The 25496-nt window shown below is 47.4% G+C and carries 31 protein-coding genes; 3 read left to right on the top strand and 28 right to left on the bottom strand.

Annotated elements, in window-relative coordinates; all coding sequences use genetic code 11:
- Positions 1-13 precede the first annotated feature (13 nt).
- The 4 genes from grpE to lepA form a co-directional block, all read right to left on the bottom strand.
- Positions 14-604: a nucleotide exchange factor GrpE gene (gene grpE / locus AC4EHJ_RS01445; protein WP_490973824.1), complete on the bottom strand. Its 591-nt coding sequence runs from the start codon at positions 602-604 to the stop codon at positions 14-16.
- 19 nt (positions 605-623) lie between these two features.
- On the bottom strand, positions 624-1655 hold the full coding sequence (hrcA, locus tag AC4EHJ_RS01440) for a heat-inducible transcriptional repressor HrcA (protein WP_490973823.1): 1032 nt from the start codon (positions 1653-1655) through the stop codon (positions 624-626).
- 211 nt (positions 1656-1866) lie between these two features.
- Positions 1867-3009 (bottom strand): radical SAM family heme chaperone HemW, encoded by a 1143-nt coding sequence (gene hemW, locus AC4EHJ_RS01435; protein ID WP_490973822.1) that lies wholly within the window; start codon positions 3007-3009, stop codon positions 1867-1869.
- Between the two features lie 396 nt (positions 3010-3405).
- A complete protein-coding gene (gene lepA, locus AC4EHJ_RS01430; RefSeq protein WP_490973821.1) occupies positions 3406-5235 on the bottom strand; it encodes a translation elongation factor 4 in 1830 nt (609 codons plus the stop codon).
- Positions 5236-5453: 218 nt separating this feature from the next.
- Here lepA and rpsT point away from each other — a divergent pair, with 218 nt between their 5' ends.
- Positions 5454-5702 carry a 30S ribosomal protein S20 gene (gene rpsT / locus AC4EHJ_RS01425; RefSeq protein WP_135500734.1) on the top strand — a complete coding sequence of 83 codons (249 nt, stop codon included), beginning with the start codon at positions 5454-5456 and terminating at the stop codon, positions 5700-5702.
- A 50-nt stretch (positions 5703-5752) separates the two neighbouring features.
- Here the strand turns inward: rpsT and holA are convergent, their stop codons facing one another.
- Positions 5753-6787: a DNA polymerase III subunit delta gene (gene holA, locus AC4EHJ_RS01420; protein WP_490973820.1), complete on the bottom strand. Its 1035-nt coding sequence runs from the start codon at positions 6785-6787 to the stop codon at positions 5753-5755.
- Positions 6788-6943: 156 nt separating this feature from the next.
- Between holA and AC4EHJ_RS01415 the strand changes: the two genes are divergently transcribed.
- On the top strand, positions 6944-7078 hold the full coding sequence (locus AC4EHJ_RS01415; RefSeq protein WP_135500732.1) for a YqzM family protein: 135 nt from the start codon (positions 6944-6946) through the stop codon (positions 7076-7078).
- Between the two features lie 61 nt (positions 7079-7139).
- Here the strand turns inward: AC4EHJ_RS01415 and AC4EHJ_RS01410 are convergent, their stop codons facing one another.
- From AC4EHJ_RS01410 to AC4EHJ_RS01345, 14 genes are all read right to left on the bottom strand, one after another.
- The gene (locus AC4EHJ_RS01410) at positions 7140-8546 is read right to left on the bottom strand and encodes an LVIVD repeat-containing protein (protein ID WP_490973819.1); all 1407 of its coding nucleotides are present in this window, start codon (positions 8544-8546) and stop codon (positions 7140-7142) included.
- Between the two features lie 293 nt (positions 8547-8839).
- Positions 8840-9205: a hypothetical protein gene (locus tag AC4EHJ_RS01405; protein WP_490973818.1), complete on the bottom strand. Its 366-nt coding sequence runs from the start codon at positions 9203-9205 to the stop codon at positions 8840-8842.
- A 169-nt stretch (positions 9206-9374) separates the two neighbouring features.
- Complete coding sequence (locus AC4EHJ_RS01400; RefSeq protein WP_490973817.1) at positions 9375-11447, bottom strand: DNA internalization-related competence protein ComEC/Rec2; 2073 nt, start codon at positions 11445-11447, stop codon at positions 9375-9377.
- A gap of 197 nt (positions 11448-11644) precedes the next feature.
- The gene (locus tag AC4EHJ_RS01395) at positions 11645-12217 is read right to left on the bottom strand and encodes a ComE operon protein 2 (RefSeq protein WP_490973816.1); all 573 of its coding nucleotides are present in this window, start codon (positions 12215-12217) and stop codon (positions 11645-11647) included.
- An 83-nt stretch (positions 12218-12300) separates the two neighbouring features.
- Positions 12301-12864, bottom strand: a complete 564-nt coding sequence (locus AC4EHJ_RS01390) for a helix-hairpin-helix domain-containing protein (RefSeq protein ID WP_490973815.1) — start codon at positions 12862-12864, stop codon at positions 12301-12303.
- Positions 12865-13076: 212 nt separating this feature from the next.
- Complete coding sequence (locus tag AC4EHJ_RS01385) at positions 13077-13799, bottom strand: methyltransferase domain-containing protein (protein WP_490973814.1); 723 nt, start codon at positions 13797-13799, stop codon at positions 13077-13079.
- Positions 13796-14134: a ribosome silencing factor gene (rsfS, locus tag AC4EHJ_RS01380; RefSeq protein ID WP_490973813.1), complete on the bottom strand. Its 339-nt coding sequence runs from the start codon at positions 14132-14134 to the stop codon at positions 13796-13798. Before rsfS ends, AC4EHJ_RS01385 begins: the two co-directional genes overlap by 4 nt.
- Complete coding sequence (gene yqeK / locus AC4EHJ_RS01375; protein ID WP_490973812.1) at positions 14131-14706, bottom strand: bis(5'-nucleosyl)-tetraphosphatase (symmetrical) YqeK; 576 nt, start codon at positions 14704-14706, stop codon at positions 14131-14133. The genes rsfS and yqeK overlap by 4 nt, the downstream gene beginning before the upstream one ends.
- Complete coding sequence (locus AC4EHJ_RS01370) at positions 14660-15262, bottom strand: nicotinate-nucleotide adenylyltransferase (RefSeq protein WP_490973811.1); 603 nt, start codon at positions 15260-15262, stop codon at positions 14660-14662. Before AC4EHJ_RS01370 ends, yqeK begins: the two co-directional genes overlap by 47 nt.
- Entirely contained in the window at positions 15259-15558 is a 300-nt protein-coding gene (gene yhbY / locus AC4EHJ_RS01365) for a ribosome assembly RNA-binding protein YhbY (RefSeq protein ID WP_490973810.1), read from the bottom strand. Before yhbY ends, AC4EHJ_RS01370 begins: the two co-directional genes overlap by 4 nt.
- Entirely contained in the window at positions 15545-16372 is an 828-nt protein-coding gene (aroE, locus tag AC4EHJ_RS01360; protein WP_490973809.1) for a shikimate dehydrogenase, read from the bottom strand. The genes yhbY and aroE overlap by 14 nt, the downstream gene beginning before the upstream one ends.
- A gap of 10 nt (positions 16373-16382) precedes the next feature.
- Positions 16383-17486 carry a ribosome biogenesis GTPase YqeH gene (gene yqeH, locus AC4EHJ_RS01355; RefSeq protein WP_490973808.1) on the bottom strand — a complete coding sequence of 368 codons (1104 nt, stop codon included), beginning with the start codon at positions 17484-17486 and terminating at the stop codon, positions 16383-16385.
- Complete coding sequence (locus tag AC4EHJ_RS01350) at positions 17483-18004, bottom strand: YqeG family HAD IIIA-type phosphatase (protein ID WP_490973807.1); 522 nt, start codon at positions 18002-18004, stop codon at positions 17483-17485. The genes yqeH and AC4EHJ_RS01350 overlap by 4 nt, the downstream gene beginning before the upstream one ends.
- A 39-nt stretch (positions 18005-18043) precedes the next feature.
- Positions 18044-18817 carry a phosphatidylserine decarboxylase gene (locus tag AC4EHJ_RS01345; protein WP_490973806.1) on the bottom strand — a complete coding sequence of 258 codons (774 nt, stop codon included), beginning with the start codon at positions 18815-18817 and terminating at the stop codon, positions 18044-18046.
- A 93-nt stretch (positions 18818-18910) separates the two neighbouring features.
- On the opposite strand from AC4EHJ_RS01345, the gene pssA reads away from it, so the two are divergent.
- Positions 18911-19450, top strand: coding sequence for a CDP-diacylglycerol--serine O-phosphatidyltransferase (pssA, locus tag AC4EHJ_RS01340; RefSeq protein ID WP_490973805.1), 540 nt, complete (start codon positions 18911-18913; stop codon positions 19448-19450).
- 37 nt (positions 19451-19487) lie between these two features.
- On the opposite strand, the gene mtnN is transcribed toward pssA, so the two are convergent.
- The 9 genes from mtnN to AC4EHJ_RS01295 all read right to left on the bottom strand — a co-directional run bounded on the left by mtnN (position 19488) and on the right by AC4EHJ_RS01295 (position 25493).
- Complete coding sequence (gene mtnN, locus AC4EHJ_RS01335; RefSeq protein WP_490973804.1) at positions 19488-20189, bottom strand: 5'-methylthioadenosine/S-adenosylhomocysteine nucleosidase; 702 nt, start codon at positions 20187-20189, stop codon at positions 19488-19490.
- A 311-nt stretch (positions 20190-20500) separates the two neighbouring features.
- Complete coding sequence (locus AC4EHJ_RS01330) at positions 20501-21205, bottom strand: YrrS family protein (RefSeq protein WP_490973803.1); 705 nt, start codon at positions 21203-21205, stop codon at positions 20501-20503.
- Between the two features lie 136 nt (positions 21206-21341).
- On the bottom strand, positions 21342-21818 hold the full coding sequence (gene greA, locus AC4EHJ_RS01325) for a transcription elongation factor GreA (RefSeq protein WP_490973802.1): 477 nt from the start codon (positions 21816-21818) through the stop codon (positions 21342-21344).
- Between the two features lie 79 nt (positions 21819-21897).
- The gene (gene udk / locus AC4EHJ_RS01320; protein ID WP_490973801.1) at positions 21898-22521 is read right to left on the bottom strand and encodes a uridine kinase; all 624 of its coding nucleotides are present in this window, start codon (positions 22519-22521) and stop codon (positions 21898-21900) included.
- 29 nt (positions 22522-22550) lie between these two features.
- Positions 22551-23162 carry an O-methyltransferase gene (locus tag AC4EHJ_RS01315; RefSeq protein WP_490973800.1) on the bottom strand — a complete coding sequence of 204 codons (612 nt, stop codon included), beginning with the start codon at positions 23160-23162 and terminating at the stop codon, positions 22551-22553.
- Between the two features lie 99 nt (positions 23163-23261).
- Positions 23262-24386: an endolytic transglycosylase MltG gene (gene mltG, locus AC4EHJ_RS01310; protein ID WP_490973799.1), complete on the bottom strand. Its 1125-nt coding sequence runs from the start codon at positions 24384-24386 to the stop codon at positions 23262-23264.
- Positions 24387-24485: 99 nt separating this feature from the next.
- A complete protein-coding gene (locus tag AC4EHJ_RS01305; protein WP_490973798.1) occupies positions 24486-24794 on the bottom strand; it encodes a DUF1292 domain-containing protein in 309 nt (102 codons plus the stop codon).
- A gap of 10 nt (positions 24795-24804) precedes the next feature.
- Complete coding sequence (ruvX, locus tag AC4EHJ_RS01300; RefSeq protein ID WP_490973797.1) at positions 24805-25224, bottom strand: Holliday junction resolvase RuvX; 420 nt, start codon at positions 25222-25224, stop codon at positions 24805-24807.
- The gene (locus AC4EHJ_RS01295) at positions 25221-25493 is read right to left on the bottom strand and encodes an IreB family regulatory phosphoprotein (RefSeq protein ID WP_135500710.1); all 273 of its coding nucleotides are present in this window, start codon (positions 25491-25493) and stop codon (positions 25221-25223) included. Before AC4EHJ_RS01295 ends, ruvX begins: the two co-directional genes overlap by 4 nt.
- Positions 25494-25496: the final 3 nt, after the last annotated feature.

The following is a 25496-nucleotide window of genomic DNA, read 5'->3' as shown; positions in this document are numbered from 1 at the left end:
TCCATTACTGTTTTTATTCGTTTACTTTTACCATTGCCGGACGAAGGACTCTGCCTTTGAGTGTATACCCTTTTTGGAGTTCCATTAATACAGAACCCGCTTCAGCCGAATCGTCTTTTTCCTGCATGACAGCTTGGTGGACATTCGGATCGAATGCTTCCCCGACCGATTTGATTTCTTCAAGCCCTTCGCGTTTGACCGCTTCAAGCAATGATTTCTGGACCATTTCGACTCCTTTTAATAAAGAAGACGATTCTTCGCTCCCTGTGCCCATTGCGAGGGCGCGTTCGAAATTATCAAGGACCGGAAGAAGATCCACCAGCACTGACTGGGCACGGAATTTTTCCGCTTCCTGCCGGTCTTTGACCGCCCGTCTCTTGTAATTATCGAAATCCGCCATCAGGCGCAAGTATTTATTGCGTTCCGCTTCAAGTTCTTCGCGCAGCTTTTCCCCTTCGTCCACCGCTTGTTCTTCGGCAGCCGATTCAGGTGCCACTGCTTCGGCAGGCTCGACGACAGTTTCGTCAGTAGCTGCTGCTTCTTCATGCAACACATCTTCTGTAATTATTTCTTCGTTTTTTGGAGCTTGTTTTTTCTTAGCCAAATCCAGTTCCTCCTTTTGTTCACTTGCCCCGCATTAACCGGGTCAGTTCTTTGGACAGATCGCCGCTCAGCGTATCCAGAAGCGTCACGACTCGTTTGTAATCCATGCGCTTTGGACCTACTATAGCAATCGAACCCGTCTGTTCCTCCCCGATTGCATAAGCGACGGTAATAACACTGCAATCTTCCATCGCAGACAAGGTATTTTCCGAGCCGATGCGAATCTGGAGTCCGAGGCTGCCGGCTGGCATGATCATCGGAATGTGCTTCGATTCCTCCATGACGTCCATCAGGCTCCTGATTTTATGGATGTCGTGGAAATCCGGCTGTTTCAGGATATTCAACTTGCCCGCATAATAGACATTGTCTTCATGCGGCAGCACGACCGCTTGCCGGAAAGTTGAAAAAAGTTCGGCATAGCGGTTGACATGCTGCCTGAATATCGACAAGGTTTCCTGTTCAAGCCGCATGTGCAAGTCGTTCAATGAAACGCCTGCCAGCCGCTCGTTCAGGATGTTGACCATCTTCTCGATATCGGACGGATCAAGGCCAGGAGGAATCGGGAATACCCGATTTTCAACATGGCCCGAATCAGTGACGATGATCGCCACGGCGCTGTCAGAGCCAAGCGGCACAATCGACAGCCTTTTCACCGTATGCTTCCGGACGTCAGGGCCGAGCAGAATCGCCGTGTAATTGGTCAATTCCGATAAAATCATCGCTGAACGCTTGATGACTTCTTCTGTTTCAGCGATTTTATCATCGAAGATCGACTGCAGTTGCAGGATATCTTGCTTCGGCAGCGGACGCGGTGTCAGCATATGGTCGACATAATAACGATATCCCTTTTGGGACGGGATGCGACCTGAAGAAGTATGGGTCTTTTCAAGAAAGCCCATCTTTTCCAAATCGGCCATCGTATTGCGTATCGTAGCCGGGCTGAATGGAAGTTCGGATTTTTTTGATAGTTGGTTCGATCCTACCGGCTGAGCTGACTCAATATAATCATCAACTGTTACTTTCAATATGAGCAACTGCCGTTCTGTTAACATGATCATCACCTCTGTTAGCACTCTATAGGTTCGAGTGCTAAGACTATATTAAAATTAACAAATTCCCGAAACCTTGTCAACGGATGAGGTCCTTTTTTTGTATTTTTATTCGGCGTAGCCAAAAGCCGGCGGCTGATAGCCGAAGCAAAATGAAAAAAGGACGGACCCATTTACCGGGTCCATCCTTTCTATGCACAGCCTTTAGCGTTATTTATTCGCCCAAAAGAAATTGCTCGAACACTTCGTTGCCGACAAATCTTCCTTGGCGCGTGAGCTTCAAGTTGCCGCCTTCCTTTGCAAGATTGCCTTTCGCAATTTCTTTCTCCAGGATTCCACCGTAGACCGCTTCGAGCGGCTGGCCGAATTTTTCCTGGAACCGTTCGGCAGACACGCCGTCTGTTTTTCGCAGGCCGAGGAACATTTCCTCTTCCATCTTTTCATGGACCGGCACTTCATGCGTATTCAACACAGGCCGCTGCCCTTCGTCAAGCGGCGCCATGTATTTTTTCAACGGACCGGCGTTTGAATAACGAATACCGTTGACATAGCCATGGGCTCCTGCACCGACGCCGATGTATTCGGCATTGTCCCAGTAGAGGAGATTATGCCTCGAATGGAATCCTGGGCGCGCGAAATTCGAAATCTCGTATTGTTTCAAACCACGGGCTTCCATTTCATTCATCAGCTTATTGTACATATCAGCTTCCAGATCTTCTGTCACCGTGTTGAGCTTGCCCTTCGTCATCAAGTTATAGAAAACCGTTTTCGGTTCAATAATCAAGGAATACGCTGAGAAATGCGGCAAATCGAATTCAAATGCCTGCCTCAGCGTCTCTTCCCATTCTTCCATCGTCTGGCCGGGCAGGCCGTACATCAAGTCGAATGAAATATTCGTAAAGCCCACTTCACGCGCAGCTTGGACGGCGTTGTGGACATCGTTATTGCTGTGCGTGCGGCCGAGCCGCTTCAATAAGTCGGCATCGAATGACTGCACGCCCATGCTCAAGCGGTTGACGCCGCCGTCGAACAAGACCTGCATCTTCTCGCGCGTAAGCTCATCCGGATTGGCTTCCGACGTCCATTCCAAGTTTTCCGCCATTGGTACATATTTATGAACATAAGCCAATAATTTACGCAGCTGATCCGGCGTCAGCGAAGTCGGCGTACCGCCTCCGAGGAAAATCGTCTCGAGTGGCTTATCGAGCGCACCTTCTCGCTTCCAATGCGCTAGCTCTTTCCCAACCGAATCGATGTACGCATCCACGGGCTGGTCTTTGAAGAATACTTTATTAAAATCACAGTAATGGCAAATCTGATGGCAGAATGGGATATGGATATACAATCCTTTTACCATGTCATCCCTTCTTTCTAAATAAGTTGAGTTAGATATTTTTTAAGATTTTTTGAGATATTCCGCAAAAAATGCCTCGCTTGCCGCGGGCGAGCGCTGAGCCGCTTCGTCGCTGCGCTCCTGCAGGGTCTCAGCTGTCTCGCTTTTCCCGCAGGCGTCTCGGCATTTTTTGCTCCATGTCTTTTATTAAAAGAAATGAATTACTTTAGTTCTCTAAATTTTAGAGAGCTTATCCAGCGAAGGGGCGTCAAAGGGCTAGGCGAAGCTATGAGACGGGTGTTTTTCCCGGCTCATAGCAAGAGCCATGCCCAAAGCCGCCGAAGCGTTATATTAATCCATTCTTCTTTAGTTTAAACACAATAGCAAAAGGAGGCACAAAATCGGCCTCCTCTCCTCGATTTATTTTGATTGGTCGTCCATTTTCAGGATGGCCATGAATGCTTCTTGTGGAACTTCGACTGATCCGACTTGCTTCATGCGCTTTTTACCTTCTTTTTGCTTATCAAGAAGTTTGCGTTTACGGGAAATATCGCCGCCGTAACATTTAGCAAGCACGTTTTTGCGCATTGCGCTGATCGTTTGGCGAGCAACGATTTTTTGGCCGATTGCTGCTTGAATCGGCACTTCGAATTGCTGGCGCGGAATCAAGTTTTTCAATTTATCAACGATGACTTTGCCGCGTTCGTACGCAAAATCACGGTGGACGATAAAGCTCAATGCATCGACTTGTTCGGTATTCAGCAGAATGTCCATCTTCACCAATTTCGACTCTTTATAGCCTATCAGCTCATAGTCGAATGACGCATAACCTTTTGTGCCGGATTTCAATTGATCGAAGAAATCGTAGACGATTTCGGCAAGCGGCAATTCGTAGACGATGCTGACGCGCGTTGCGTCGATATAGTCCATTGTCAGGAAGTTGCCGCGTTTTTTCTGGCAGATTTCCATGACAGCACCGACGTAATCGTTTGGCACCATGACTGTCGCTTTTACGTAAGGCTCTTCAACCACTGCGATTTTCTGTGCATCCGGCATCATGGCAGGATTGTCTATTTTCAGGATTTCCCCATCCGTCATGTGGACGTCATAGATAACACTTGGCGCAGTTGTAATCAAATCGATGTTGAATTCGCGCTCGATGCGCTCTTGGATGATTTCCATGTGCAATAGCCCAAGGAATCCACAGCGATAGCCGAAGCCAAGCGCTTGCGACGATTCCGGTTCGAATTGCAGCGCAGCATCGTTCAATTCCAGTTTTTCAAGTGCGTCGCGCAAGTCGTTGTATTTTGACGTATCGATTGGATACAAGCCGCAATACACCATCGGGTTCAAACGGCGATAGCCTGGCAGCGCATCGGTCGCCGAGTTCTTCGCCAGCGTAATTGTGTCGCCGACTGTCGAATCGCCGACATTCTTGATGCCTGCTGAGATAAATCCAACATCGCCGACTGTCAATTCTTCCAATAATAAGGCATGCGGTGTAAAGACGCCTGTTTCGATGACATCGAACTCTTTTCCTGAAGCCATCATTTTGATGCGGTCTCCCGGCTTCACTGTGCCTTCAACAATCCGGATATACGCGATAACGCCGCGGTAAGGATCGTAAAGCGAATCAAAAATCAACGCTTTTAAAGGTGCGCTTGGGTCGCCAGTCGGTGCAGGAACTTTTTCCACGATCTGTTCCAGAATATCTTCAATGCCGATGCCTGCTTTCGCAGAAGCAAGAACCGCTTCTGATGCATCAAGACCGATCACTTCTTCGATTTCATGGCGGACACGCTCAGGATCGGCGGCCGGCAAATCGATTTTATTGATGACTGGCAGGATTTCGAGCTCATTGTCCAAAGCCAAATAGACGTTGGCCAGCGTTTGGGCTTCAATGCCTTGCGCCGCATCAACGACAAGAACAGCGCCTTCGCAAGCTGCGAGGCTCCGTGAAACTTCGTACGTAAAATCGACGTGGCCCGGAGTATCGATCAAATGCATGATGTACGTTTCTCCGTCTTTCGCTTTATAATGCAGCTGTACAGCATTCAATTTGATGGTAATGCCGCGTTCACGCTCCAAATCCATGGAGTCTAGGGATTGCGCTTTCATCTCACGGGAAGTCAGAGCTTCCGTTTTTTCCAATATGCGGTCTGCTAGTGTAGACTTTCCATGGTCGATGTGTGCGATAATGGAGAAGTTACGGATTTTGCTTTGGCGTGCTACTCGTTCCTCATGATTCATTCTCTTCACTCCTATATAAACTACTTTGAATTATAGCAGTAGAGCAACTATTGAGCAATGAAAGCCTGTTGAAATCATTTCAGTGTCAAGGCAAACTTCTTTGCACGTATCTATTGCAATCCGTTCCGCGATTTGATAAAATAATTCATGTTGTATAGAGACATAAAAGACAAGAGGCCTTCGCGTCTCTGTTCCTATTTGTCTAGGAGGTGAAATACATGCCAAACATTAAATCTGCTATCAAACGTGTCCGCACGAATGAAACGAAAAACGCTCAAAACGCTCACCAGAGATCAACTATGCGTTCTACTGTTAAAAAAGCTGAGCAAGCTCTTCTTAACAAGGATGATAACGCTAGCGACTCTATCAAAGCGGCTATCAAACAGGTGGAAAAAGCAGCTTCTAAAGGTCTTATCCACAAAAACACTGCAGCTCGTAGAAAATCTCGCTTGATGAAACAAGCGTAAAAGACGAAAGACCGGTTCCCTTGGGAATCGGTCTTTTTACTTTGTCTTTTTTATGAAAGTTGAGCTTTGCTGCGCGGCTGTTTGCGTTTCATCAGGAAAAATTCCAGGATGCGCTCGCGGTTTCCGCTTTGCGTTTTCAGCTGCAAATCGATGTCAGCGAGATCATTCAGAACTTCGAGCAAGCGATGCTCCGGAATTTGTTGGCGCTTTTCTACCAATAGTTTGACCCGATATGGGTGGGCCTTCAACTGCTTGGAAATCTGCTGGGCATGGTATCCTTTTTTCTGCAGGTAAAACACGTGGACCATGAAACGGATCTGCGACGCAAGCAGCGCCGTCAGCGCTACCGGCTCTTCTTTCTGCCGGATCAAGTCGTAATAGACGCTAAGCGCTTCAGAGATATTGCCATCCAAGTAGGCCTGCAGCATCTTGAAGGCGTCCTGCTCAAGCGTGCGTGCCGTCATCCTTTCGATCAGTTCGCTTGTAATCTCTTCTTCTGACCCGAGATACAGTGCCATCTTTTCGATTTCCGAAGACAGCAGCGTCAAATTCGTGCCAGCCATTTCAATCAGGCGCTGTGCCGAGCGTTTCGTAATTTTTTTGCCGTAGCTTTTTGCCTCGTGCTCCACCCACACTTCGAGGTCATTCGCCTGAAGCGGTTTCGCTTCAATCATCACCGCATGCTGTTTCATAAGCTTGGTGACTTTTTTGCGTTCGTCCAATTTCTCATAAGGCGCGACGAAAATCGTCACGGAGCCCGATGGCGGATTTTCAAGCCACGTCTCCAGCATCTTCAAGTTGTGGTCGATTTTTTCTTTGCCGCGTTCGGCTGCCCGCAAGAACGATGCGTTGCGCGCAATGATCAATTTTCGGTCGCTGAAGAACGGAATCGTATCCGCCTCATCTATGACGTGGTCGACCGGCACTTCATCCAAGTCGAAATGGATAAACTCCGGTTCGCCATCGGTCATTTTTTCTTTCAATAAATTCAAGGTTTTTTCAATAAAATAACTTTCTGTCCCCGCAATGACATAAACAGGATCGATCTGTCCGCTGCGGATGGCTTTCCATACTGAAGTGATCATGGATTGCACCCCCTTCTTCTACTATAAAGGATTTTAAGCTTGCGTGGTAATTTGACATTTTTGTGTCGGCACCTTTTTTACGCTAATTAGTTTGACTTCAATCTAGATTTTTCCACACGCTTCACTTATAATTAGAGGGAATTAGGAGGGGTAGCAATGAATGAATTTGAACAGAATGTACAGTCGAAGCGTAACGACGCAATAGACGCTGGAATGGGGTTTGTTGTTTCATTCGGTTTCTTTGCACTTATCTTTATCACTGCGGCTGTCGTACAATTCGTAGCTCGATGAATAGAAAAAAAGGTCCCCGCTTTTGCGGGGGCCTTTTTATTTTGCCTGCTATAGCTAGCGTTTATTTTGTTTCTTGCTCTTTTTGTGGGGCATTGTTTTTCAGCAATACTTTCAATCCTTGGCCCATATCAGATGCCAGTACGTAATTGCGGTCCACGAATACGCCCCATACATCGGCTTGGTCCGGCGTGTATTGGCCAATCTGTTCAGGCTTGCTTGGATCTGTAATATCGACTGCATAAACGCCTCCGGCATAATGGCTCAAATACAATGTGTTGCCATGCACTTTTGGATCGTGGACGGTATTTGCGAATGTCGGTCCGTCTTCAACTTTCTCAGTCAAATCCGTTTTAAACTCGCTTAAAAGCTTTGGATTCGATTTGTCTTTGATATCAAAGATACGCGTATAACCGTATGATTTTTCGTAACCTGGCCGAACCGGGCTAGACACTTCACGCGTTTCGATCAGGACATTGCCCCCTTTTGCCAACGCTGCAGAATGTGCTGCACCTTGTTGTTCAGAAGAGAAATCCGTGCGTCCGACGAATACAGGATTTTCCGGATCTTTGATGTTAAAGATGACCGTTCCGAGGTCCCACATAGAGACGTAAGCGAATTGCGCATTATGGTCCGTGATGACGCTGTGGTTAAAGACGGCTCTTGATTTGCCGTCCGGGGCGTTCCAGTTATAGCCGTTGAATGAATCCGGAACTTCAGGCAGTGAGCGCGGATCAAACTGCCAAAGCGTTTCCGGGTTTGCTGGATTCGATACATCGACAATCTGGAAATCTTTTTGTTCTCCGCCGCTATAGAAATCTGCATATGGATTTGACGCAAATACCAATGCGCGGTCACCTTGCATCGTTAGGTAAAGCTCATGTGTGCCGCGAGTGGATGCATATGTTTCCCAATAGCCGAGTTTTTCCGGGTTCGAAGGGTCGGTTACGTCGTACAGCAAGAATCCGCCTGATGTCTCGGGATTATTCCGATTGAGCTGCTGTACACTGACCACTGCTAAATCCCCTTTGAAATGAGGTGTATTGATGCTCTGGACGATGACTTTTTCCTGCCAGGTTCCCGGCACATCATCGTGACCGAACACAGCCACTTCTTCTGGATTGGCTGGATCTTTCAAATCGAATACCCGAACGCCGCCGTTCCCGCCATTGGCCGTATGGGTCCCAACATAGGCATAACCTTTATGGGCATAGACATCAGCTGTATTATTCTGCACGCCATTTAGTTCCTTGAGTTGAGCGGCTGCTCCTTCTTTTAGGAATGAAAGATTTTTAGAACCGCTGATGCTTGAGTCGCTTAAGTTAATTAATTGCTCATTGGAGAAAACACTGCGTTCCCCTTTCGACAAATCACTGCCATCCAACGCATCGTGGGCAAGAACCCCTGGTGCTGCCGACAATACAAGAAGTGCAGCTAATGAAACATTCAAAAACGGCTTTTTTATTTTCAAAACTTTTTCCTCCTAATGTATATTTTTTATATTTACCAAATATAGTATATTAGGAAGAAAACATTAATAGCAATCCTTTATGGTTTAATTATTTAACTATTTAAAAAATAATCTATTTGGCATATCCTAATTCATTCCATATTACATAGAAAATAAACCAAACTTTTTCAATAAAAGCGTGTTTAAGAAAAAAGGACCATTTCCGATTATTCACCGGAAATAGCCTCTTACAGAAATTCATTCTAAAACACTGCGCCTTAAATCTTTCCCTAACCCGATCTCTATCGGATCGCTTATCTAGATTCTTTCGATGAAATGCCTGCAAACTTTCTATGTTCCTGTTTCATCATTTCGATAAACTTCAGCTGTTCTTCTTCATGTTTTTTCAATAAACGGATATTGGAATTATCGCTTAAATAGCGCCTGACCCGATTATTATTCCAAATGATATGGCTATAGCGGAAATCGTTGGTCAGTTCATCAAACCACCCCTCTCCAGCCAGCTCTTTTACGTTTTTTTCTAGTTTCGTGTCATTTGTAAAATAATTTTCTATAACCCTGCATATTTTATTTTCTGCCATATCTGAAACGATCCAGCCCAGAATCCTTCCAATTCCAGCCACCACTTGATATAACAACCCCAACAGCCATTCTGCCATTTCCACACCCACCCTTTGGTAACTCAGAAATCACGATATACATTCAGTATACAATTATTTGTAAAATATGGAATGCCGCTTCTGATAGCTAAAGAAAAAAACAGCAGGCAAAATTTACTGCCGCACTGTCTCTTTTCTATTCTCGTTTTTCAAGCGGCCATTTTTGGTGTCAGCGCATTTTCTGGATGTTCAACTCACCGTTGAGGTATTCCACTTCGATTGTGCCGGTTTCCGCTGTGTTCAACACCGGCAGCTTTAAGTCCTTGAAACGTTTTACCACTTCGGGGTTCGGATGCCCATACCGGTTGTCTTTGCCGGTGGAGAAAATCGACAGCTTTGGCATTGCCGCTTCCAGGAATTCTTGTCCACTGGACGTTTTACTGCCGTGGTGGCCGATCTTCAAGATGCTTAGGTTGGTTAATTCCCCCCTATAAGCTTCCACAATTTTTTCTTCACCTGCAAGCTCTAAATCTCCCGTGAACAGTGCACGGAAATCGCTGTTTTGTAACAGCAGCACCAATGAATCGTCATTGCCGCTGTATTCGGTATCTGTTGGAGACAAATAACGGAATCGGGTTGCTCCTTCCGTCCAGCCGCTCCCGCTTATGGGATAGCTCAGCTTTGCCTCACTGGCATCGATAGCCAACTCTTGCATGATCGGCGTCGTTTGAGAGCCGGGTGTCAGATGGAGATTGTGGATCTGCAGCGCTTTGAATAATTCTTCGGCTCCTTCGGCGTGGTCTGCATCTGCATGGCTGAGTATGAGGAGGTCGACTGCCGAGATGCCTTTCCCTTTCAGGTATGGCACCACCACTTGCCTTCCAATTTCGAACGGCCGCTCTTTCATACGGAATTCTTCCGTACCGAAGCGCAAAAGCCCTCCGGTATCGATTACATATACGGCTCGCCTATGGGGCAACTCAATAATCGCACTGTCGCCTTGGCCGACATCCAGGAAGGCCACTTTCAGACTAGGATCTAGGTATGGCATAGCCGTAAACAAAGTTGCCGGCAAAAGAACAATCAATAGCTGCCGCGCACGAAATCTTTTTTCGGCGAGACCGTAAAACAGCCCAACGCTCGCTATGAGCCCCATTACCAGCCATGGCGCGGGACGCCCCGGATTCCACATCTGATGCGGCCACGACGCAAGCCAGCGCATCCCGTCCCCGATCCACTCTCTGCAAGGTCCATAAATGAAGAACAATGCATCCGCAGCCGGCGGGAATACCAGCGTCAGACCTAGGGCAAGCAAGTTCACGGGCAGAATGACCAAGGTATAAAGCGGCACAAAAAGACTGTTGACGACAAAAGCCGACAATGAAATTTCAAAAAAATGGAACAGCAGAATAGGATAAAGCGTCATTTGTGAAATTGACGTAATCAGCAGCCCTTGCTGAAAAGCAGATGTGCACCTAGCCAAAAGCTGCCGCGAGTAGATGATGCCGAACGCAGCACCGTATGATAGTTGAAAACCGATATTGTAGATGGCATACGGGTTCCAAATGACGAAGAATATGAGGCTTCCGAGCAGCACGCTGGATGCTCCTGTCCGGATATTGGCGAGCTTGCCGGCCAATACTAAGCTGACCATGCACACTGCGCGCAACACGGATGGTGCACCTCCCGCCATGATGGCGTAAAGCGGCAGCACAGCCAGCAGCACGAGCAGCGCGGATTCTTTGCGGACGCGCATCCGGACCAGGATCCAATAAGCGAGCCCCGCAACAATCGTGACATGAAGCCCGGATATCGCAAAGAGATGCGTGATGCCAAGCGTCTGGTAAATTTGCCGTTCCTCGATGCCCATCCCCCGCTGCTCTCCTATCAGCAACGCTTCCGCTTCAGTGGCGAGTGCTGCAGGAAACGTCGCATTGATGTGCGCGCCCAGCTTTTTTCGCTGCTGCAGCATCTTGGCATAAAACGTATGCTGTGCTTGTGCCCCGTCAATCGCTCCAATTACGAGCAGCGCAGAAGCCCCGTTTGTTTCAAGATAGCGGGCCATATCGAACGAGAATCGATGCGAAGGTTCTGAAACGGCCTCGAATGTACCGGAAACTGCCAACTTCGATGCCGGCAGCAATGCTTCAATCGCCGCTTTTTCTTCAGCATCCTTGAATCGGTAGGAGGCATAAACTTTTTGCCCAGGCGAAAGTTCCGCAAAGCCGCGCAAGCTATCGCCGTCAATCGTGTAGTTTCCTGCAAAATCCAGTTCACCACTGTAAGCTGGGGCTGTATTCACAGCGGGGACGCGCTGCTCCTGCAGCACAAAAGCAAGGATAGTTATTGCAAATATGTGAATGAACAGTTTCGCTCTTTCGCGTTTCCAGAACATCCAACAAAAAAGCAGCCCGATGAAGACAAGCTCTTTCGCTGTTTCATGGGCTGCATAGGTGGCAATAATGACCGCCGCCGCGTTGTATAGAAGAAAATTTCCGCTTACACTTCCACTTCTCCGAATAATTCATTCACCCGTTCAGTAAAATGGGCCAATTCTTCTTCAGTGCTGCCTTTTTCCCGCAGCTTTTCAAGCATTTCCATGTACAGCCTGTTTTTCTCGACGCTCAGGAAATCGATTTTACGTTCGTCGAACATAACCTGTATGACTTCCACACCGGCCTGCTCAAATAACTCGATGGCGTAGGAGTGATTTTTGTAATCAGCCGCATAATACAACCGGGCGATGCCTGCCTGGATGATCGATTTCGAACATTGCAGGCACGGGAAATGGCTGACGTACATATCCGCTCCGTTGACGCTGACGCCGTATTTCGCGCATTGCAATAAGGCGTTCATTTCCGCGTGGATGGTGCGTACGCAATGGTTGTCCACGACGAAGCAGCCTTGGTCGATGCAATGGTCGCCGCCGGAAATAGAGCCATTATAGCCCCCCGCCATGATGCGGCGATCCCGAACGATTGTCGCTCCGACGGCCAAACGTGTACATGTGCTTCTAAGTGCCAGCAAATGGCTTTGCGCCATGAAAAATTGGTCCCAAGTTATTCGCTTCATCTAATTGCCTCCTGCTTGTCTGTTTAAAATAAGTGTAGCAGAGGGTGGATTTTCGTCAACCGTCCATCCGGCTCAAATGCTTTTTACCGAACCGTGATGCCGTCTTTCAATTGTTCAAAAGACTTATCACCTATGCCCGTGACATCCTTCAAATCCTCGATTTTTTCAAAATTGCCGTTTTCTGTCCGGTACGCGATAATGGCCGCAGCTTTTGAAGGTCCGATTCCCGGGAGTTCCATCAATTCCACATCCGTAGCCAAATTGATGTCGATCAACCCGCCATCAGGCCCTGCTGCTGATCCTGCCTGCACAGGGCTGGCAAGCACAGGGAGTTCTTCGCCTGCCGCCGGCACATATAACACCATTTCATCCTGGACTTTCAACGCAAGATTGATGGCCGTCGGGTCGGCGGATTCCAAAAAGCCGCCCGCCGCTGCAATGGCGTCCTTGGCACGCGCGCCTGCCGGCAATTCAAAAACGCCTGGGCTTGCGACTTGCCCTTTGATATCGATCATGATGATTTCTGGGAGTGCATCTTGCTGGGTGGGGGTTTCCGTCTGCTGAGGTGGCTCAGCTTGGATTTGTTCAAGAGTTTCAGCCGGAACAAGTTCCGGATCGCTCTGGGGGAAGAGGATATAGATGGCCATGGCCAGGGCTGCAGCTGCCGGGATGGCAAGCCAGCCTAATTTTCCGCGAAGCTGGGATAGGTTCAGCGGTGAGCGCTCCTTTCACAAGGAGGCAATTAATGAAGCTGTCTGAATTGTATACGAATTACCAGTTGCTGTCTATCGATTTTTTGGCTCCTGCTTCGCAAAAGCGCATGAAAACCCCCGCGGGCGTGCCGCGGGGGTTTTGCAGGTTATTTAATTGCGTGGAAAAAGATGCGCTCGCTTTCATCGTCCGGGCTTTGCCCGGTGAAGTCGGCGGTTACTGATTCCACTTGGAAGCCTGCCTGTTCCAACCAAGCCTTATAGGTTTCTACTGGAAATGTCCGCTGTTCATGGGTTTCTTCAAAACGTTCGAACGCTTCTCCATGACGCATGAAAAACGTAATATCGTGGATGACGCTATGGGCATGGGCGCCCCTTTCCGTATGCCAAATATAGGCGACGTTTTCGCCATCCATGACAAACGGGCTGTCCATATAGACAAGATCTATTTTAAAAAGAGAATGGACGTCGAAGAAAAGATGCCCGCCTTTATTTAAAGCGGCATGCACTTCAGTGAAAGTTTGTTTAACTTCTTCTTCCGTTTCCAAATAATTGAGCGAATCGATGGCAATCGTCACGGCATCAAAGCCGCCGATGCCTTCTAAATTGTCCATCGACAATTGCAGCACCGGAATTGCTAAGTTTGCTTCAGTGAAGCGATTGCTCGCAACGGTCAGCATGTCTTCCGACAAATCGCTCGCCGTCACATCGAATCCGACTTCGCTAAAAAGCTGCGAAAGGGTCCCGGTCCCGCAAGCCAGATCGAGGAGTTTCCCCGACTGGACATAGGACCCGACCCATTCCACATACTTTTCGTACGGAATATCTTCCATCAGTTCATCATAAACTGACGCAAATTTTCCATACCTCATATTTCCATTGTCGGCGCTTCTCTCCAGAGACGCTCAAGGTTGTAATAATCACGCTCGTCCTTATGGAATACATGAACCACTACATCTCCGATATCAACAAGAATCCAGCGCGCAGCGTCAAATCCTTCGACACTTTTCACTTCGTTGCCGGCTTCGTGGGACTGTTCAATCACAGCACGCGCAATTGCCTGCACTTGGCGGTCTGAGTTTCCTGTACAGATGAGGAAGTAATCCGCTAATAGCGAAATGCCTTCCATATTCAAAACCACAATATCCTCGGCTTTTTTATCTTCTACGGCATTATAAGCCATTTGGAGTAAAGTTTGTTTAGTCATTCTTTCACTTTCCCTTTCTGTTTCGTGAAGTATTCGTAACACTTCAATGAATCCGGAAAAACCGGTTGATTTTTTGATACAAGAAATTCTATGGAATGTTTGATGCAGGCTTCCATCATAACATCCAATCCCTGTTCTTTTAATTGTCGCAATTCTTCGACTCCAGTGAACTTGCGGTTGGGTTCGACCATGTCGGCAACATAAATGATTTTTTCTAAGTCAGACATGCCTGCCCGACCCGTTGTATGATAGCGAATGGCGTTCAATACATCTTCATCGTTTACGCCGAATTCGTAGCTCGCAACATATGCCCCGACAGGCGCATGCCATAATTCCGCGTGGTAATCGAGCAATAGGGGATCCATTTTCTGGGAAATAATCACCGATTGCATCCACTGCCGGTCCGAAAACTTCGCGACATCGTGCAGAATGGCTGCCACTTGCGCCTTTTCTTCCGGCACATTAAAACGTTTCGCCAATTCCACCGATGTGCCGAGCACGCCTAGAACATGATTGTAACGGTTTTCAGGAAGGCGTGTCTTCACCTTCTGCAACATTGCACTCTGGTCCATATAACCGCTCCTTTCGAATAAAAGCTTCCACTTTTTCCGGTACGAGAAATGAAATGGTTCTGCCTTGCGCCATCCTGTCGCGGAGCATCGTCGATGACAAATGCATTTCCGGCGAATCGATCATCCGCACAGGGTACGGGGTTGTATTTTCATAGCCTGGCCGGCTGATGCCGATAAAACGGACCAGCCTGGCGAGTTCATCAATCCGGTGCCAGGAAGACAGGTCGGCGATGCTGTCGCCGCCGATGATAAAGTAAAATTTGGTGTCCGGTTCGAGGGCCATCAATTTCAGCATGGTGTCATACGTATACGAAACGCCGCCTTGCTGTATTTCAAAATCCTCTACACGGAAACCGGTATGCCCATCAATTGCCAGGCGGGCCATTTCCAGACGCTGGCCTGCATTTGTACCGCTTACTTCTTTATGTGGTGCGATGAAATTCGGCATAAAGCGAACTTCATCAAGCCCGGCAGAATGAAAAGCTTCATTGGCCATGATCAGGTGGCCGAGATGAGGAGGATTGAATGTTCCGCCCAATATCCCGACTTTTTTCATCCTTTTCTTGGCAGCTCGATGCGTTTATTGTTGACGGATGGCTTGTAAAGAACGACCGTATGGCCGATCAATTGCACCAATTCCGCTTTAGTACCTTGGGACAGCTGCTCAGCAACATCATGTTTGCCGTCTTCGTTGTTTTGAAGAATGCTGATTTTCACCAATTCGCGGGCTTCCAATGCTTCTTCGATCTGGCGCAGCATTGCTCCGCTGACACCGCCTTTTCCAACTTGAAAAATCGGGTCTAAATGATGCGCTTCACTGCGCAAAAAACGCTTTTGTTTACCTGTTAACATAATTGCCTCCTAATTTTTCCGTAAGAATTCTAATCATTTCTTCTGTATCCGGACTGGCGCCCGTCCATTTCTCGAAAGCGATAGCGCCTTGATAAACGAACATGCCGATGCCGTTCAATGTCCGGCAACCATTTGCTTCAGCCGCTTTCAAAAACGGCGTCTCGAGCGGATTGTAGATGATGTCCGCTGCAAGCGTGCCGGCTGCCGCATGGTCGAGCGATAACGGCAGCCCTTCGTCTTCGGCAAGACCGACAGAAGTGGTCTGGATAATGGTGCTGAACTCCGCAAGCGACCCCTCAGCGTCCCTCAGCGTCAACGCGGCTCCGTTCATGGCTTTCGCCAATTCCTCGGCGCGCCGGAAAGTGCGGTTGGTGATGGTGATCGATTCAAAGCCTGCCTTTTTCAAAGCGAAAGCGATTCCTCTTGCCGCCCCTCCCGCACCGATGACCAGCACTTTGCCTTTAAGGTCCGGCTGCTTTGCCATCAGCGAACGCACAAAGCCATCGCCGTCTGTATTCCAGCCCATTGTCCGCTTGCCATCAAACGTTACCGTATTGACTGCGTTCATGGCAATGGCCGTTTCGTCAAGATTATCGAGCAGCGGTATAATGGCCTGTTTAAGGGGCAGCGTCACATTAAAGCCGCTGACGCCTAAAGTTTTCATGGCATGAAACACTTTTTCAAGTTCGGATGGTTCCGCACGGACCGGAATATAAACCGCGTCGATGTTATGCTCTTCAAACCATTTCTCGTGCATAAACGGAGACAATGAATGTCCGATCGGATCCCCAATGACTGCATACCATTTTTTCATCAAAATCCCCCTAGATTAAGGATGGCCGCAAAATAACTTCCACGCCTTTCGGTGCATAGGCGGCAATGACCACATTGGGATGCTGAACCGTAATCCAGCCAAGCCCTGAAAAGACAATGTCGGTCTTGCTATCTTTGACTCGGAATTCATGGCGCACCAATTCCGGGAAGTCGTCTTTGAATTCCGCGGATGGCGGTGCCAGCATTCCGCCTAAATGCTGTTCGTACAAGGCATCTGCATTTTCCAATTTTGTCCGGTGTATCGGCAAATCATTGGACACATGGACCGTGAATGAAGAGCGGTCGCCTTGGATGAAATCAAAGCGGGCCAAGCCGCCGATATAAAGCGTTTGTTCCGGGTTAAGCTGGAAGACGCGCGGTTTGATTTCTTTTTTAGGCATGATCATCTTCAAATCTTCTAAATGCAGAAAATGCGCCAATTGATGGTGGTTGATGATCCCTGGCGTGTCGAAAAGCGAGTTTTCGTCATCAAGCGGGATTTCAATCATATCAAGTGTTGTTCCTGGAAAATGGGAAGTCGTAATGATATCTGAATGCCCGGTCGACTGTTTGATGATGCGGTTGATGAATGTCGATTTCCCGACATTCGTGCTGCCGACAACATAGACGTCATGGCCTTTCCGGTAATGCTCAATCGCTTCCATCGCTTCAACAATGCCAGTACCTTTATGAGCGCTGACTGTCAGCACGTCAATCGGTTTCAAGCCAAGTTTTTTCGCTTCCTGTTTCATCCAATTGATTAATTTATGTTGCTTGACCGATTTTGGCAATAAATCCGATTTATTGGCAATCAGCAAAATATCATTGCTGCCGACAAAGCGATGAAGTCCTGGCAGCCAGCTGCCGTTAAAGTCGAAAATGTCGACTATTTTAACGATCAGGCCTTTTCTCTCGCCGAGGCCGTTTAAAATTTTCAAGAAATCGTCATCCGTCAACGATACAGGCTGAAGTTCGTTGTAATTTTTCAATCTGAAGCAACGCTGACAGATGATTTCTTCTTTATCTAAGGAAGATGGCGGTGCATAGCCTAATTCTCCCTGGCGTTCTGTCTGGATTAACGCACCGCATCCGATGCAAGTTGGCATTTCGTTCAATTTTCTTCCTCCCACATAATCTGGCCTTTATCTTTAAGTCTTTTCATGATTCTGCGCTCCACCAACCGGTTGAAACGGGTAAAAAAGCCATCGGACTGAGCCACTGGCAACACAAGAATCGTATGAAGCTTATTGAGGTTGCCGCCGAAGATATCGGTCAGCATCTGATCCCCGATGACCACAACGTGTTCACGGTTGACCATCATCAGCTTGAGCGCTTTTCTGAATGCACGGCCCATCGGCTTCCGTGCCTGGTAGATAAACGGAATGCCAAGCGGATCCGCAAAAGATTTCACGCGCAATTCGTTGTTGTTCGAAACGATGACCACTTGGATCCCCGCATCTTTCATTGAGCGCAGCCAATCGATCAGCATTGGTGTAGCTTCCGGACGGTCCCATTCCACCAGCGTATTATCGAGGTCGGTAATGATTCCGCGGATCCCTTTGTCCAATAGCATTTGCGGCGTGATATCAAACACTTTTTTTACATATTGGCTTGGTACGAATTTATGATACATAATTGACAACTCCTGTTTCTACGGACTTAATTCAACTGATTATAACATATGGACGAGGGCTTCTCCCACCCTGACTGAATTTCCGTTTTGCACATTGGCGCTGAACTCGACTTTGCCGCGCTCAAAAAACATCACGACGGTTGAACCGAAACTGAAATATGCAGCTTCTTCGCCTTTTTTCCAGCTCGTGCCGAAGTTTGTCAGCTCGATCGAGTTGACGAACATGGCACCCACTTTGACCATCAGGAGCCTGCCGCAGGCATAGTCGAGCTCGGTGATCATCCGGTAATTGCCGCTGATCGGGGCTTTGCCGAATTGCAGCCCCGCCTGGTTCACCGGATACGATTTTTTCCCTAAAACATATTGCTTCCGCACATTCCCATCGACCGGGCTATGGATGCGGTGGTAATCTGCTGGGGACAGATACAGTACAATGTATTTGCCATCGCGGTAGAAATCAGCCAGCTCCGGGGTGGCCAGCAGATCTTCCAAAGAATATTGCTGCCCTTTCACCAAGAAATGGATGTTATCATGGAGATCGCCGGCGATTTCCACTTTGGCATCGACGGGCGACACCACTGCTTGTTCTGCACTCGGCCGGCTTCCATCTTTCAGCTGGCGGATAAAAAAGTCATGCAGCGTTGGAAATGAATTCAGCGGCCCGACGACATCCGCCATATCTATTTTATAAGTCTTAATATATCCCGGAACCGCTCTACGGCTAAGCCGCGACTTGGCGAAATGCTTGATTAGGCCGGAAGTAATCGGGCCATTAGTCAATTCGATCGAACGTTGGTAAAGCTTTTTCTTCATATAGACACCTCCGTTGCTTAAAATAGTCTACCATTTTTTGGCCTTAGGCAGTATAATGAACTAAAGAAGTTTATGACAAAGGAGTGTTTTCCATTGCTACTCATAGAACGGATGGATCACACAATTAAAAAATTGAGATCCCAAGCCGCAAACATGATCACGATTGGCAATATGGCTTTTGGTGGCGCGTCTTTAATGGCAGCGCTTAACGGCTATTATAGCTTTAGTGTTTTATTCATTTTCATAGCCGCGTTTTTAGATCGTTTCGATGGCATGGTCGCACGGAAATTCAACCAGGAGTCGGAACTCGGCAAACAGCTGGATTCCATGAGCGACATCATCTCGTTCGGAGTAGCCCCGGCAATCCTGATGTACGAGCTTGTGCTTGTAGATTTCGGCATTGCCGGCATGGCATTTACTGTCATTTATATCGCAAGCGGCGCGTTCCGCTTGGCACGCTTTAACATTTCAGAGTCTACCGGTTATTTCACCGGCTTGCCGATCACAGCGGCAGGCACAGTTGTCACCTTGTCCTATTTCGGCTTAGCGGTCATCCCGCCCGTCGCTTATATGTTCCTGTTCTTGCTGTGCTCGTTGTTGATGGTCAGTACATTCACCCTTAAAAAAGTTTAAAAGCTGGAAGTGGCTCGATTGCCGCCTCCAGCTTTTTTTATTGGGCCGCTATGCGGTCTACAACGTTTAATACGATTTGTGTGGAATGTTTTGCCGCCACTGGCAGAAATTCTTCAAACGAAATATTGGATTGTTTGCCAGCGATATCCGATAACGCCCGGATAACGACAAACGGCGTGCCGAACTGATGGCATACTTGGGCAACAGCCGCCGCTTCCATTTCGGCTGCTTTCATCAACGGGAAATGGCCGCGAACTTTTTCCACGCGCTCCGCATCGTCCATGAACGAATCACCGGTTGCGATAAGGCCAACTGCATAAGCATGCTCACCAAGCTCTTCCACCGCTTTCACCGCGTGATCCATCAAATCTGCACTGGACAGGAATGCAGCCGGCAATTGCGGCACCTGGCCCATTTCATAGCCGAAAGCAGTGACGTCAACGTCATGATGGCGGACTTCATCGGAAATGACGATTGCACCGACTTCAAGTTCCGCATCAAAGCCTCCAGCAGAGCCGGTATTGATGACAACATCCGGTTTGAATTGCTGAAGCAGCAGCGTTGTTGACATCGCGGCATTAACTTTGCCGATGCCGCTTTTCAATAAAACAACTTCTTGCCCTTTATACGTTCCAGAGGTGAATTCGCAATTAGCGATTTCCTCCGTTTTTACGTTATCAAGGCTTGCACGCAGCAAATGAACCTCTTCTTCCATTGCACCAATCACACCGATTTTCATCTATTCTACTTCCTTTCTGTTAGCTGTTTTCATTTCTATATAAGGAAACTATAAAATTTGAACACAAGAAATCTACTTCTTTATTCCACTTCGGACGCTTAGGGCATGGCTCACGCAAGAAGCCGAGAAGAACACTCGTCTCATTGCTAAAGACCTTCTGCTTTTGCATTGCTGCGCTAGCTTCGGGACAAAGACATGGACCTTGCAAGCTTCGGCCCATGTCTTGCCCGCGGCAAGCGCAGTTATTTTTGCGGAATATCGATAATTAGATATCATTAGACAATAATATAGCCATAAAAAAAGACGCCTTTTTAATAGGCGCCCTTCAGTGTTTTTAGGACATCCAACTTGACTGGGCTCCAGCCTTTGCCGTCAACCCATTCCATATGGACGCGGTATTTCTTCGATTGGTCTTTGGACTGCACCACTCCGATTGATTTCTGCGGGCCTCCGCCGTTTTTAATCATCATGATGTACATATCGCCTTCAGCCAAGCCTGTAGCGTAAGAAATCGCTTTGATTTTTTCATTCCAGTCTGCTGAGCCTTTTTCATAAACGGAAACGTGCTCGCCTTTTTGCTTTGTGCCGACTGGCTCCCAGCTGGTATTGATGATCGTTTCTTTAACGACCGGATCGTTTGAATCTTCTTTCGTGATGGTTCCCCCGGTTACTTTGCCTTCTTTTGTTTCTTCAGGCTTCTCTTCCTTTTCGGTAGTAGCTTCTTCTTCTTTAGAGTCGGCTTTAGTGCCGCTGTCAGCAGGTTCGCCTTCCGGTTCATCCGCTGCGCCGCTTTCTTCTTGCTCCGTTTCAGAAGCGATTTTTACCGATTCAGGCTGTTCAATGCTTCCTTCTTCCTTATCAAGAAAAATAAATGCTCCTGTAATGAGGATCAAAGTGAAGACCAGCCCGATCATCATGTTCAAGACCGAGTTGGACCGGTTTTTATTATTCATGACAGGATTGGATCGATTCTTCTTATTCAAGCGAGAAGGATATCGTTTTTCTTCATTAGCCATTTAAATGCCTCCTCTTTAAATGTTTTTAGCGTGTTGCCACATAACGCATAGGACGATTGGGCGCACGTAATGTTCCAAGGGAGAGCGATTTTTACCAAAAACGGCCATTCTTTGTTGGAATGGCCGTTTTTCTACATCAAGTGATTGATACGATTTTGATTTCCATTTCGCCGCCTGGCGTCAACACTTTGACAATCTCGCCGACAGTGCGGCCGATCATGCTTTTCGCGATAGGCGAATCATTGGAAATACGGCCTTCAAGCGGATCCGCTTCTGCTGATCCAACGATTGTATAAGACTCTTCGTCGCCGTCCGGAACTTCGACGAAAGTCACCGTTGTGCCCAAACGGACCATATCTTTATTTTTTTCGTTTTCATTTATGATTACTGCGTTGCGGATCATCGATTCTAATGTCGAAATGCGTCCCTCGACGAATGCCTGATCTTCTTTTGCGGAGTCATACTCTGCATTCTCAGATAAATCACCAAAATCACGGGCGATTTTAATCCGTTCAACCACTTCTTTGCGTTTGATCGTTTTCAGAAAGTCTAGTTCATCCTCCAACTTCTGCTTTCCTGCAGCTGTCATCGGAAATTGTTTTTCAGTAGCCATTTTTCCCCACTCCTTCAACTGCTGACCCTAGATGCGGTACATCCGTCAGTCTCGTATCATCATATTATAATCTGGCAATCTATTCAAGAATTGTTTTAATTTTTGTAACCATCAAGTCGATTGCCACTTCATTCTGGCCGCCTTCAGGAATGATAACGTCCGCGTAGCGCTTTGTCGGTTCGATAAATTGATTGTGCATCGGGCGCACTACTGTCAGGTATTGTTCAATCACCGAATCGATTGTCCGGCCCCGTTCGTTGATGTCCCGCAGCAAGCGGCGGATGATGCGCAAATCCGCATCGGTATCGACGAATAATTTGATGTCCATCAATTCCCGCAAACGCTGGTCTTCTAGAACCAAAATACCTTCAAGGATGATGACATCTTTCGGCTCAATATGTACCGTTTCTTCAGCACGTGTATGAATTGCGTAGTTGTAGATAGGTTTTTCGATCGCTTCGCGGTCCAGTAGTTTATTGACATGGCCGATAAGCAAATCCGTATCGAACGCCAATGGATGGTCATAATTCGTTTCAAGACGCTCTTCAAAAGCCAAATGGCTTTGGTCTTTGTAATAATAATCTTGTTCGATCACGACGACCGAATGTTCTTTAAACACTTCATAAATAGAATTCGTGACGCTGGTTTTACCCGAGCCCGAACCTCCTGCTATCCCGATTACCACCGGACGGTTTTTCGACATTATTCCAAGCTCCTTGCAAATCGACTTTTTTATTGGCTTTTCTTCTTACAGACCATAATACCGTCGCCTACTGGCAGTAATTGCACCTCGTACAGCGGATTTTCCATCATATGGTCCCTGAATTTCTTGATGTTGCGGATCATCGTCCGCTTTCTTCGCGGTATATCGGCGAGCGGCTGGTCCGCCATCCCGTGCATAAGCATATTATCACAATAGATGATTCCGCCCTCCGGCAGCAGCGTTTCATACTTCTCAAAAAAGCGCTCGTATTGCCCTTTGGCGGCATCGATGAAGATGGCTTCATAAGAAGACTTCAGAAGGGAAAAGTCCATTTCCAGTGCATCAGCGTGGAAAATGCGGATGCGCTCTCCGTAGCCCGATTCCGAGATGAACTTCTGTGCCTGCTCGAATCTGCTGGCATCCCGCTCAATTGTGTCGATTTTGCAAACCGGCAAAGCCTGCGCCATTTTTATCGCAGAAAAGCCGATGGCCGCACCAATTTCCAAAATAGACGCCGGCTTCTGCTGGTCCAACAGCTGGGTCAGTTCATCGATGCCTTGTTCTTCCATGATCGGCACATGATGCTGAACAGCGTAGCTTTTGATCGACTTCAGCGTCTCTGCCAATTCTAGTTGTCCCATTATTCAAGCCCCTTCTCGCGCTAGCAAAAATTACTACTTATACTAACATAAAACAAGAAGGAATGCGAGGTCGCTTCCTTCTTGTCGGGTTATTGTTTTTTATTGGCCGATGAATTTATCGCGGTTTGCCAAATGTTGATCATAGGTCTCAGCAAAATGGTTTTTGCCTGATGAATCCGCAAGGAAATAGAAATATTTCGTATCTGCTGGATCCAGCACGGCTTGGATCGATTCGATCCCTGCTGAAGCGATTGGCCCCGGCGGCAGCCCTTTGTTCGTGTAAGTGCTGTACGGATGTTCGAATTCGTAGTCTTTATTGAATAGACGCTCTTTATGCTCGCCCATCGCATAAATGACGGTCGGATCCGTTTGCAGCGGCATGTCTTCATTGATGCGGTTAAAGAACACACTGGCAATCGCCTGACGGTCACTCTGCGACGTCGCTTCTTCCTCAAGCAGCGAGGCGAATGTCAGCAGCGTATGCGGCGTCATTTTCTTCTCCTGCATGATAGCTTCGAATTGTACCACGTTTGCTTGCGTCGCATTGAGCATTTGTTCGATAATCAGTGTCAGCGACGGATCTTCTTCATAAAACGGATAAGTGGCCGGATAAAGATAGCCTTCCAAATCGTAGCGGACATTTTCATTTTTGATTTCGTCCGTCAACAAAGTTGGGTATTTCACCATTAGCTCGTCGACGTAAGCTTCATCCGTGATTTTTTCCATAAATTGTTCCGCAGTGAAATCGGTTTTCTTGGCGATGACATTCTCGGCAATTTGCTCAAGCGTCAGCCCTTCAGGAATTGTAATTGCGAATAGTGGCTCGCGGTAGACTTTCCCCGTCTTCAAGCTTTGCGTGATTTCATCGAGCGTCATCGACGGCAGCAAACCGTACGTGCCTGCCTGAAATTCCGATTCGTTATTGAATTTGACGTAATATTTATAGACGCGCGCATCTTTGACGATGCCGTTTTTCTCAAGAAGTTCAGCGATGCTGTCGAGGTTTGAACCGATCGGCACTTCTATTTCCACCACTTTTTCAGAATCCGGATCAACCGGCTTTAATGCTCCGCTCACGAAGTTGTATGTCTGGAAGCCGACGATGCCGACGATCAAGAGCACAACAAGAGTGATGATTGCCACTATGCGCCTCACGGTTTTTCCTTCTTTCTTTTTTTCTTTCATCCGTTCAAACATGATCTCTTTTTTTGACCCTTTGTCCACGGGTTCCCCCCCTTAGCTTTTTCCTTTTCCAGTATACCTAATTCCTGACAAAAGAAAAAGACGGAATCAACAAGCAATTCCGTCCTTCTCCTTTTAAGATTACTGTTCTTCGTTCTCTTCTTCTTCGTCAAGGAACGTGTTCAGCATTTCTTCGATCATATCCCACTCTGCATCCGTTTCAACCGGGCGAAGTTCTCCGCCTGCGATTTTACCGTCTACATCAGTGTTTTCAGTGAATGAAGATGCTTGGATTTCGATTTCGCCTTCGTCATCTTCCTCAGCGCCTACTGGGAAATACAATACGTATGATTTTCCGAATTCTTCACTTTCAAATGTGAATAAAATTTCAAATAATTGTTCGTCGCCGTTTTCATCAACGACTGTAATGTGCTCTTGTCCATGTTCCATTTGCGTCACCTCATAATTTTTTAAAATCAAGGTAGCCTTGCAGAATCATCACTGCGGCCATCTTGTCGATCACTTTCTTGCGGTTTTTGCGGCTTACATCCGCAGAGATCAACATCTTCTCTGCAGCCATTGTCGTTAGCCGCTCATCCCATAGTACCACCGGTATAGCATATACTTCTTCGAGCAAAGCTGCAAATTTTTGCGATGCTTCCGCACGTGGACCGATTGAATTGTTCATGTTTTTCGGAAATCCGACGACAACTTGGGTAACTTCGAATTGTTTGATCAATTCACCCAGGCGCGCCATGCCGAACTCACCGGCCGCCTCGTTGATCTTGACGGTCTCAATGCCCTGGGCAGTCCAGCCCAACGCATCACTGATGGCGACGCCGATTGTTTTCGAACCGACATCCAGTCCCATTATTCTCATTCTTGTTCCCCGTTATTCTTTTTGATATAGAATTTCACAAGCTCTTCCAGGATTTCATCCCGCTCAAGTTTGCGAATCATATTGCGTGCATCCTGATGGCGAGGAATATAAGCCGGATCACCTGACAGTAAATATCCGACAATCTGATTGATCGGGTTATAACCTTTTTCTTCAAGTGCCGTATGGACTTGAAGCATGACTTGCTTCACTTCCTGCTCCATCGACTCATCAGACGGATTGAATTTCATTGTTTGATCAAATGAACTCACGAC

The sequence above is a fragment of the Planococcus sp. TJ-301 genome, from assembly GCF_058268475.1.
The sequence above is the reverse complement of the archived record's forward strand: the minus strand, read 5'-3'. Positions and strand labels throughout refer to the sequence as shown.

Excerpts from the sequence above, each read along its gene's own strand:
- hrcA (WP_490973823.1), bottom strand. The coding sequence starts at position 1,655 with ATGTTAACAGAACGGCAGTTGCTCATATTGAAAGTAACAGTTGATGAT.
- yhbY (WP_490973810.1), bottom strand. The coding sequence starts at position 15,558 with ATGTTAACAGGTAAACAAAAGCGTTTTTTGCGCAGTGAAGCGCATCAT.
- yqeK (WP_490973812.1), bottom strand. The coding sequence starts at position 14,706 with ATGGACCAGAGTGCAATGTTGCAGAAGGTGAAGACACGCCTTCCTGAA.
- AC4EHJ_RS01390 (WP_490973815.1), bottom strand. The coding sequence starts at position 12,864 with ATGGCCATCTATATCCTCTTCCCCCAGAGCGATCCGGAACTTGTTCCG.
- rpsT (WP_135500734.1), top strand. The coding sequence starts at position 5,454 with ATGCCAAACATTAAATCTGCTATCAAACGTGTCCGCACGAATGAAACG.
- aroE (WP_490973809.1), bottom strand. The coding sequence starts at position 16,372 with ATGAAAAAATGGTATGCAGTCATTGGGGATCCGATCGGACATTCATTG.
- rsfS (WP_490973813.1), bottom strand. The coding sequence starts at position 14,134 with ATGACTAAACAAACTTTACTCCAAATGGCTTATAATGCCGTAGAAGAT.
- greA (WP_490973802.1), bottom strand. The coding sequence starts at position 21,818 with ATGGCTACTGAAAAACAATTTCCGATGACAGCTGCAGGAAAGCAGAAG.
- AC4EHJ_RS01415 (WP_135500732.1), top strand. The coding sequence starts at position 6,944 with ATGAATGAATTTGAACAGAATGTACAGTCGAAGCGTAACGACGCAATA.
- AC4EHJ_RS01345 (WP_490973806.1), bottom strand. The coding sequence starts at position 18,817 with ATGAAGAAAAAGCTTTACCAACGTTCGATCGAATTGACTAATGGCCCG.
- mtnN (WP_490973804.1), bottom strand. The coding sequence starts at position 20,189 with ATGAAAATCGGTGTGATTGGTGCAATGGAAGAAGAGGTTCATTTGCTG.
- holA (WP_490973820.1), bottom strand. The coding sequence starts at position 6,787 with ATGATCACTTCAGTATGGAAAGCCATCCGCAGCGGACAGATCGATCCT.
- udk (WP_490973801.1), bottom strand. The coding sequence starts at position 22,521 with ATGTCGAAAAACCGTCCGGTGGTAATCGGGATAGCAGGAGGTTCGGGC.
- AC4EHJ_RS01395 (WP_490973816.1), bottom strand. The coding sequence starts at position 12,217 with ATGAAGCGAATAACTTGGGACCAATTTTTCATGGCGCAAAGCCATTTG.
- AC4EHJ_RS01315 (WP_490973800.1), bottom strand. The coding sequence starts at position 23,162 with ATGGGACAACTAGAATTGGCAGAGACGCTGAAGTCGATCAAAAGCTAC.
- hemW (WP_490973822.1), bottom strand. The coding sequence starts at position 3,009 with ATGGTAAAAGGATTGTATATCCATATCCCATTCTGCCATCAGATTTGC.
- AC4EHJ_RS01350 (WP_490973807.1), bottom strand. The coding sequence starts at position 18,004 with ATGTATCATAAATTCGTACCAAGCCAATATGTAAAAAAAGTGTTTGAT.
- AC4EHJ_RS01305 (WP_490973798.1), bottom strand. The coding sequence starts at position 24,794 with ATGGAACATGGACAAGAGCACATTACAGTCGTTGATGAAAACGGCGAC.
- AC4EHJ_RS01405 (WP_490973818.1), bottom strand. The coding sequence starts at position 9,205 with ATGGCAGAATGGCTGTTGGGGTTGTTATATCAAGTGGTGGCTGGAATT.
- AC4EHJ_RS01385 (WP_490973814.1), bottom strand. The coding sequence starts at position 13,799 with ATGAGGTATGGAAAATTTGCGTCAGTTTATGATGAACTGATGGAAGAT.
- lepA (WP_490973821.1), bottom strand. The coding sequence starts at position 5,235 with ATGAATCATGAGGAACGAGTAGCACGCCAAAGCAAAATCCGTAACTTC.
- AC4EHJ_RS01370 (WP_490973811.1), bottom strand. The coding sequence starts at position 15,262 with ATGAAAAAAGTCGGGATATTGGGCGGAACATTCAATCCTCCTCATCTC.
- ruvX (WP_490973797.1), bottom strand. The coding sequence starts at position 25,224 with ATGAGAATAATGGGACTGGATGTCGGTTCGAAAACAATCGGCGTCGCC.
- AC4EHJ_RS01330 (WP_490973803.1), bottom strand. The coding sequence starts at position 21,205 with ATGGCTAATGAAGAAAAACGATATCCTTCTCGCTTGAATAAGAAGAAT.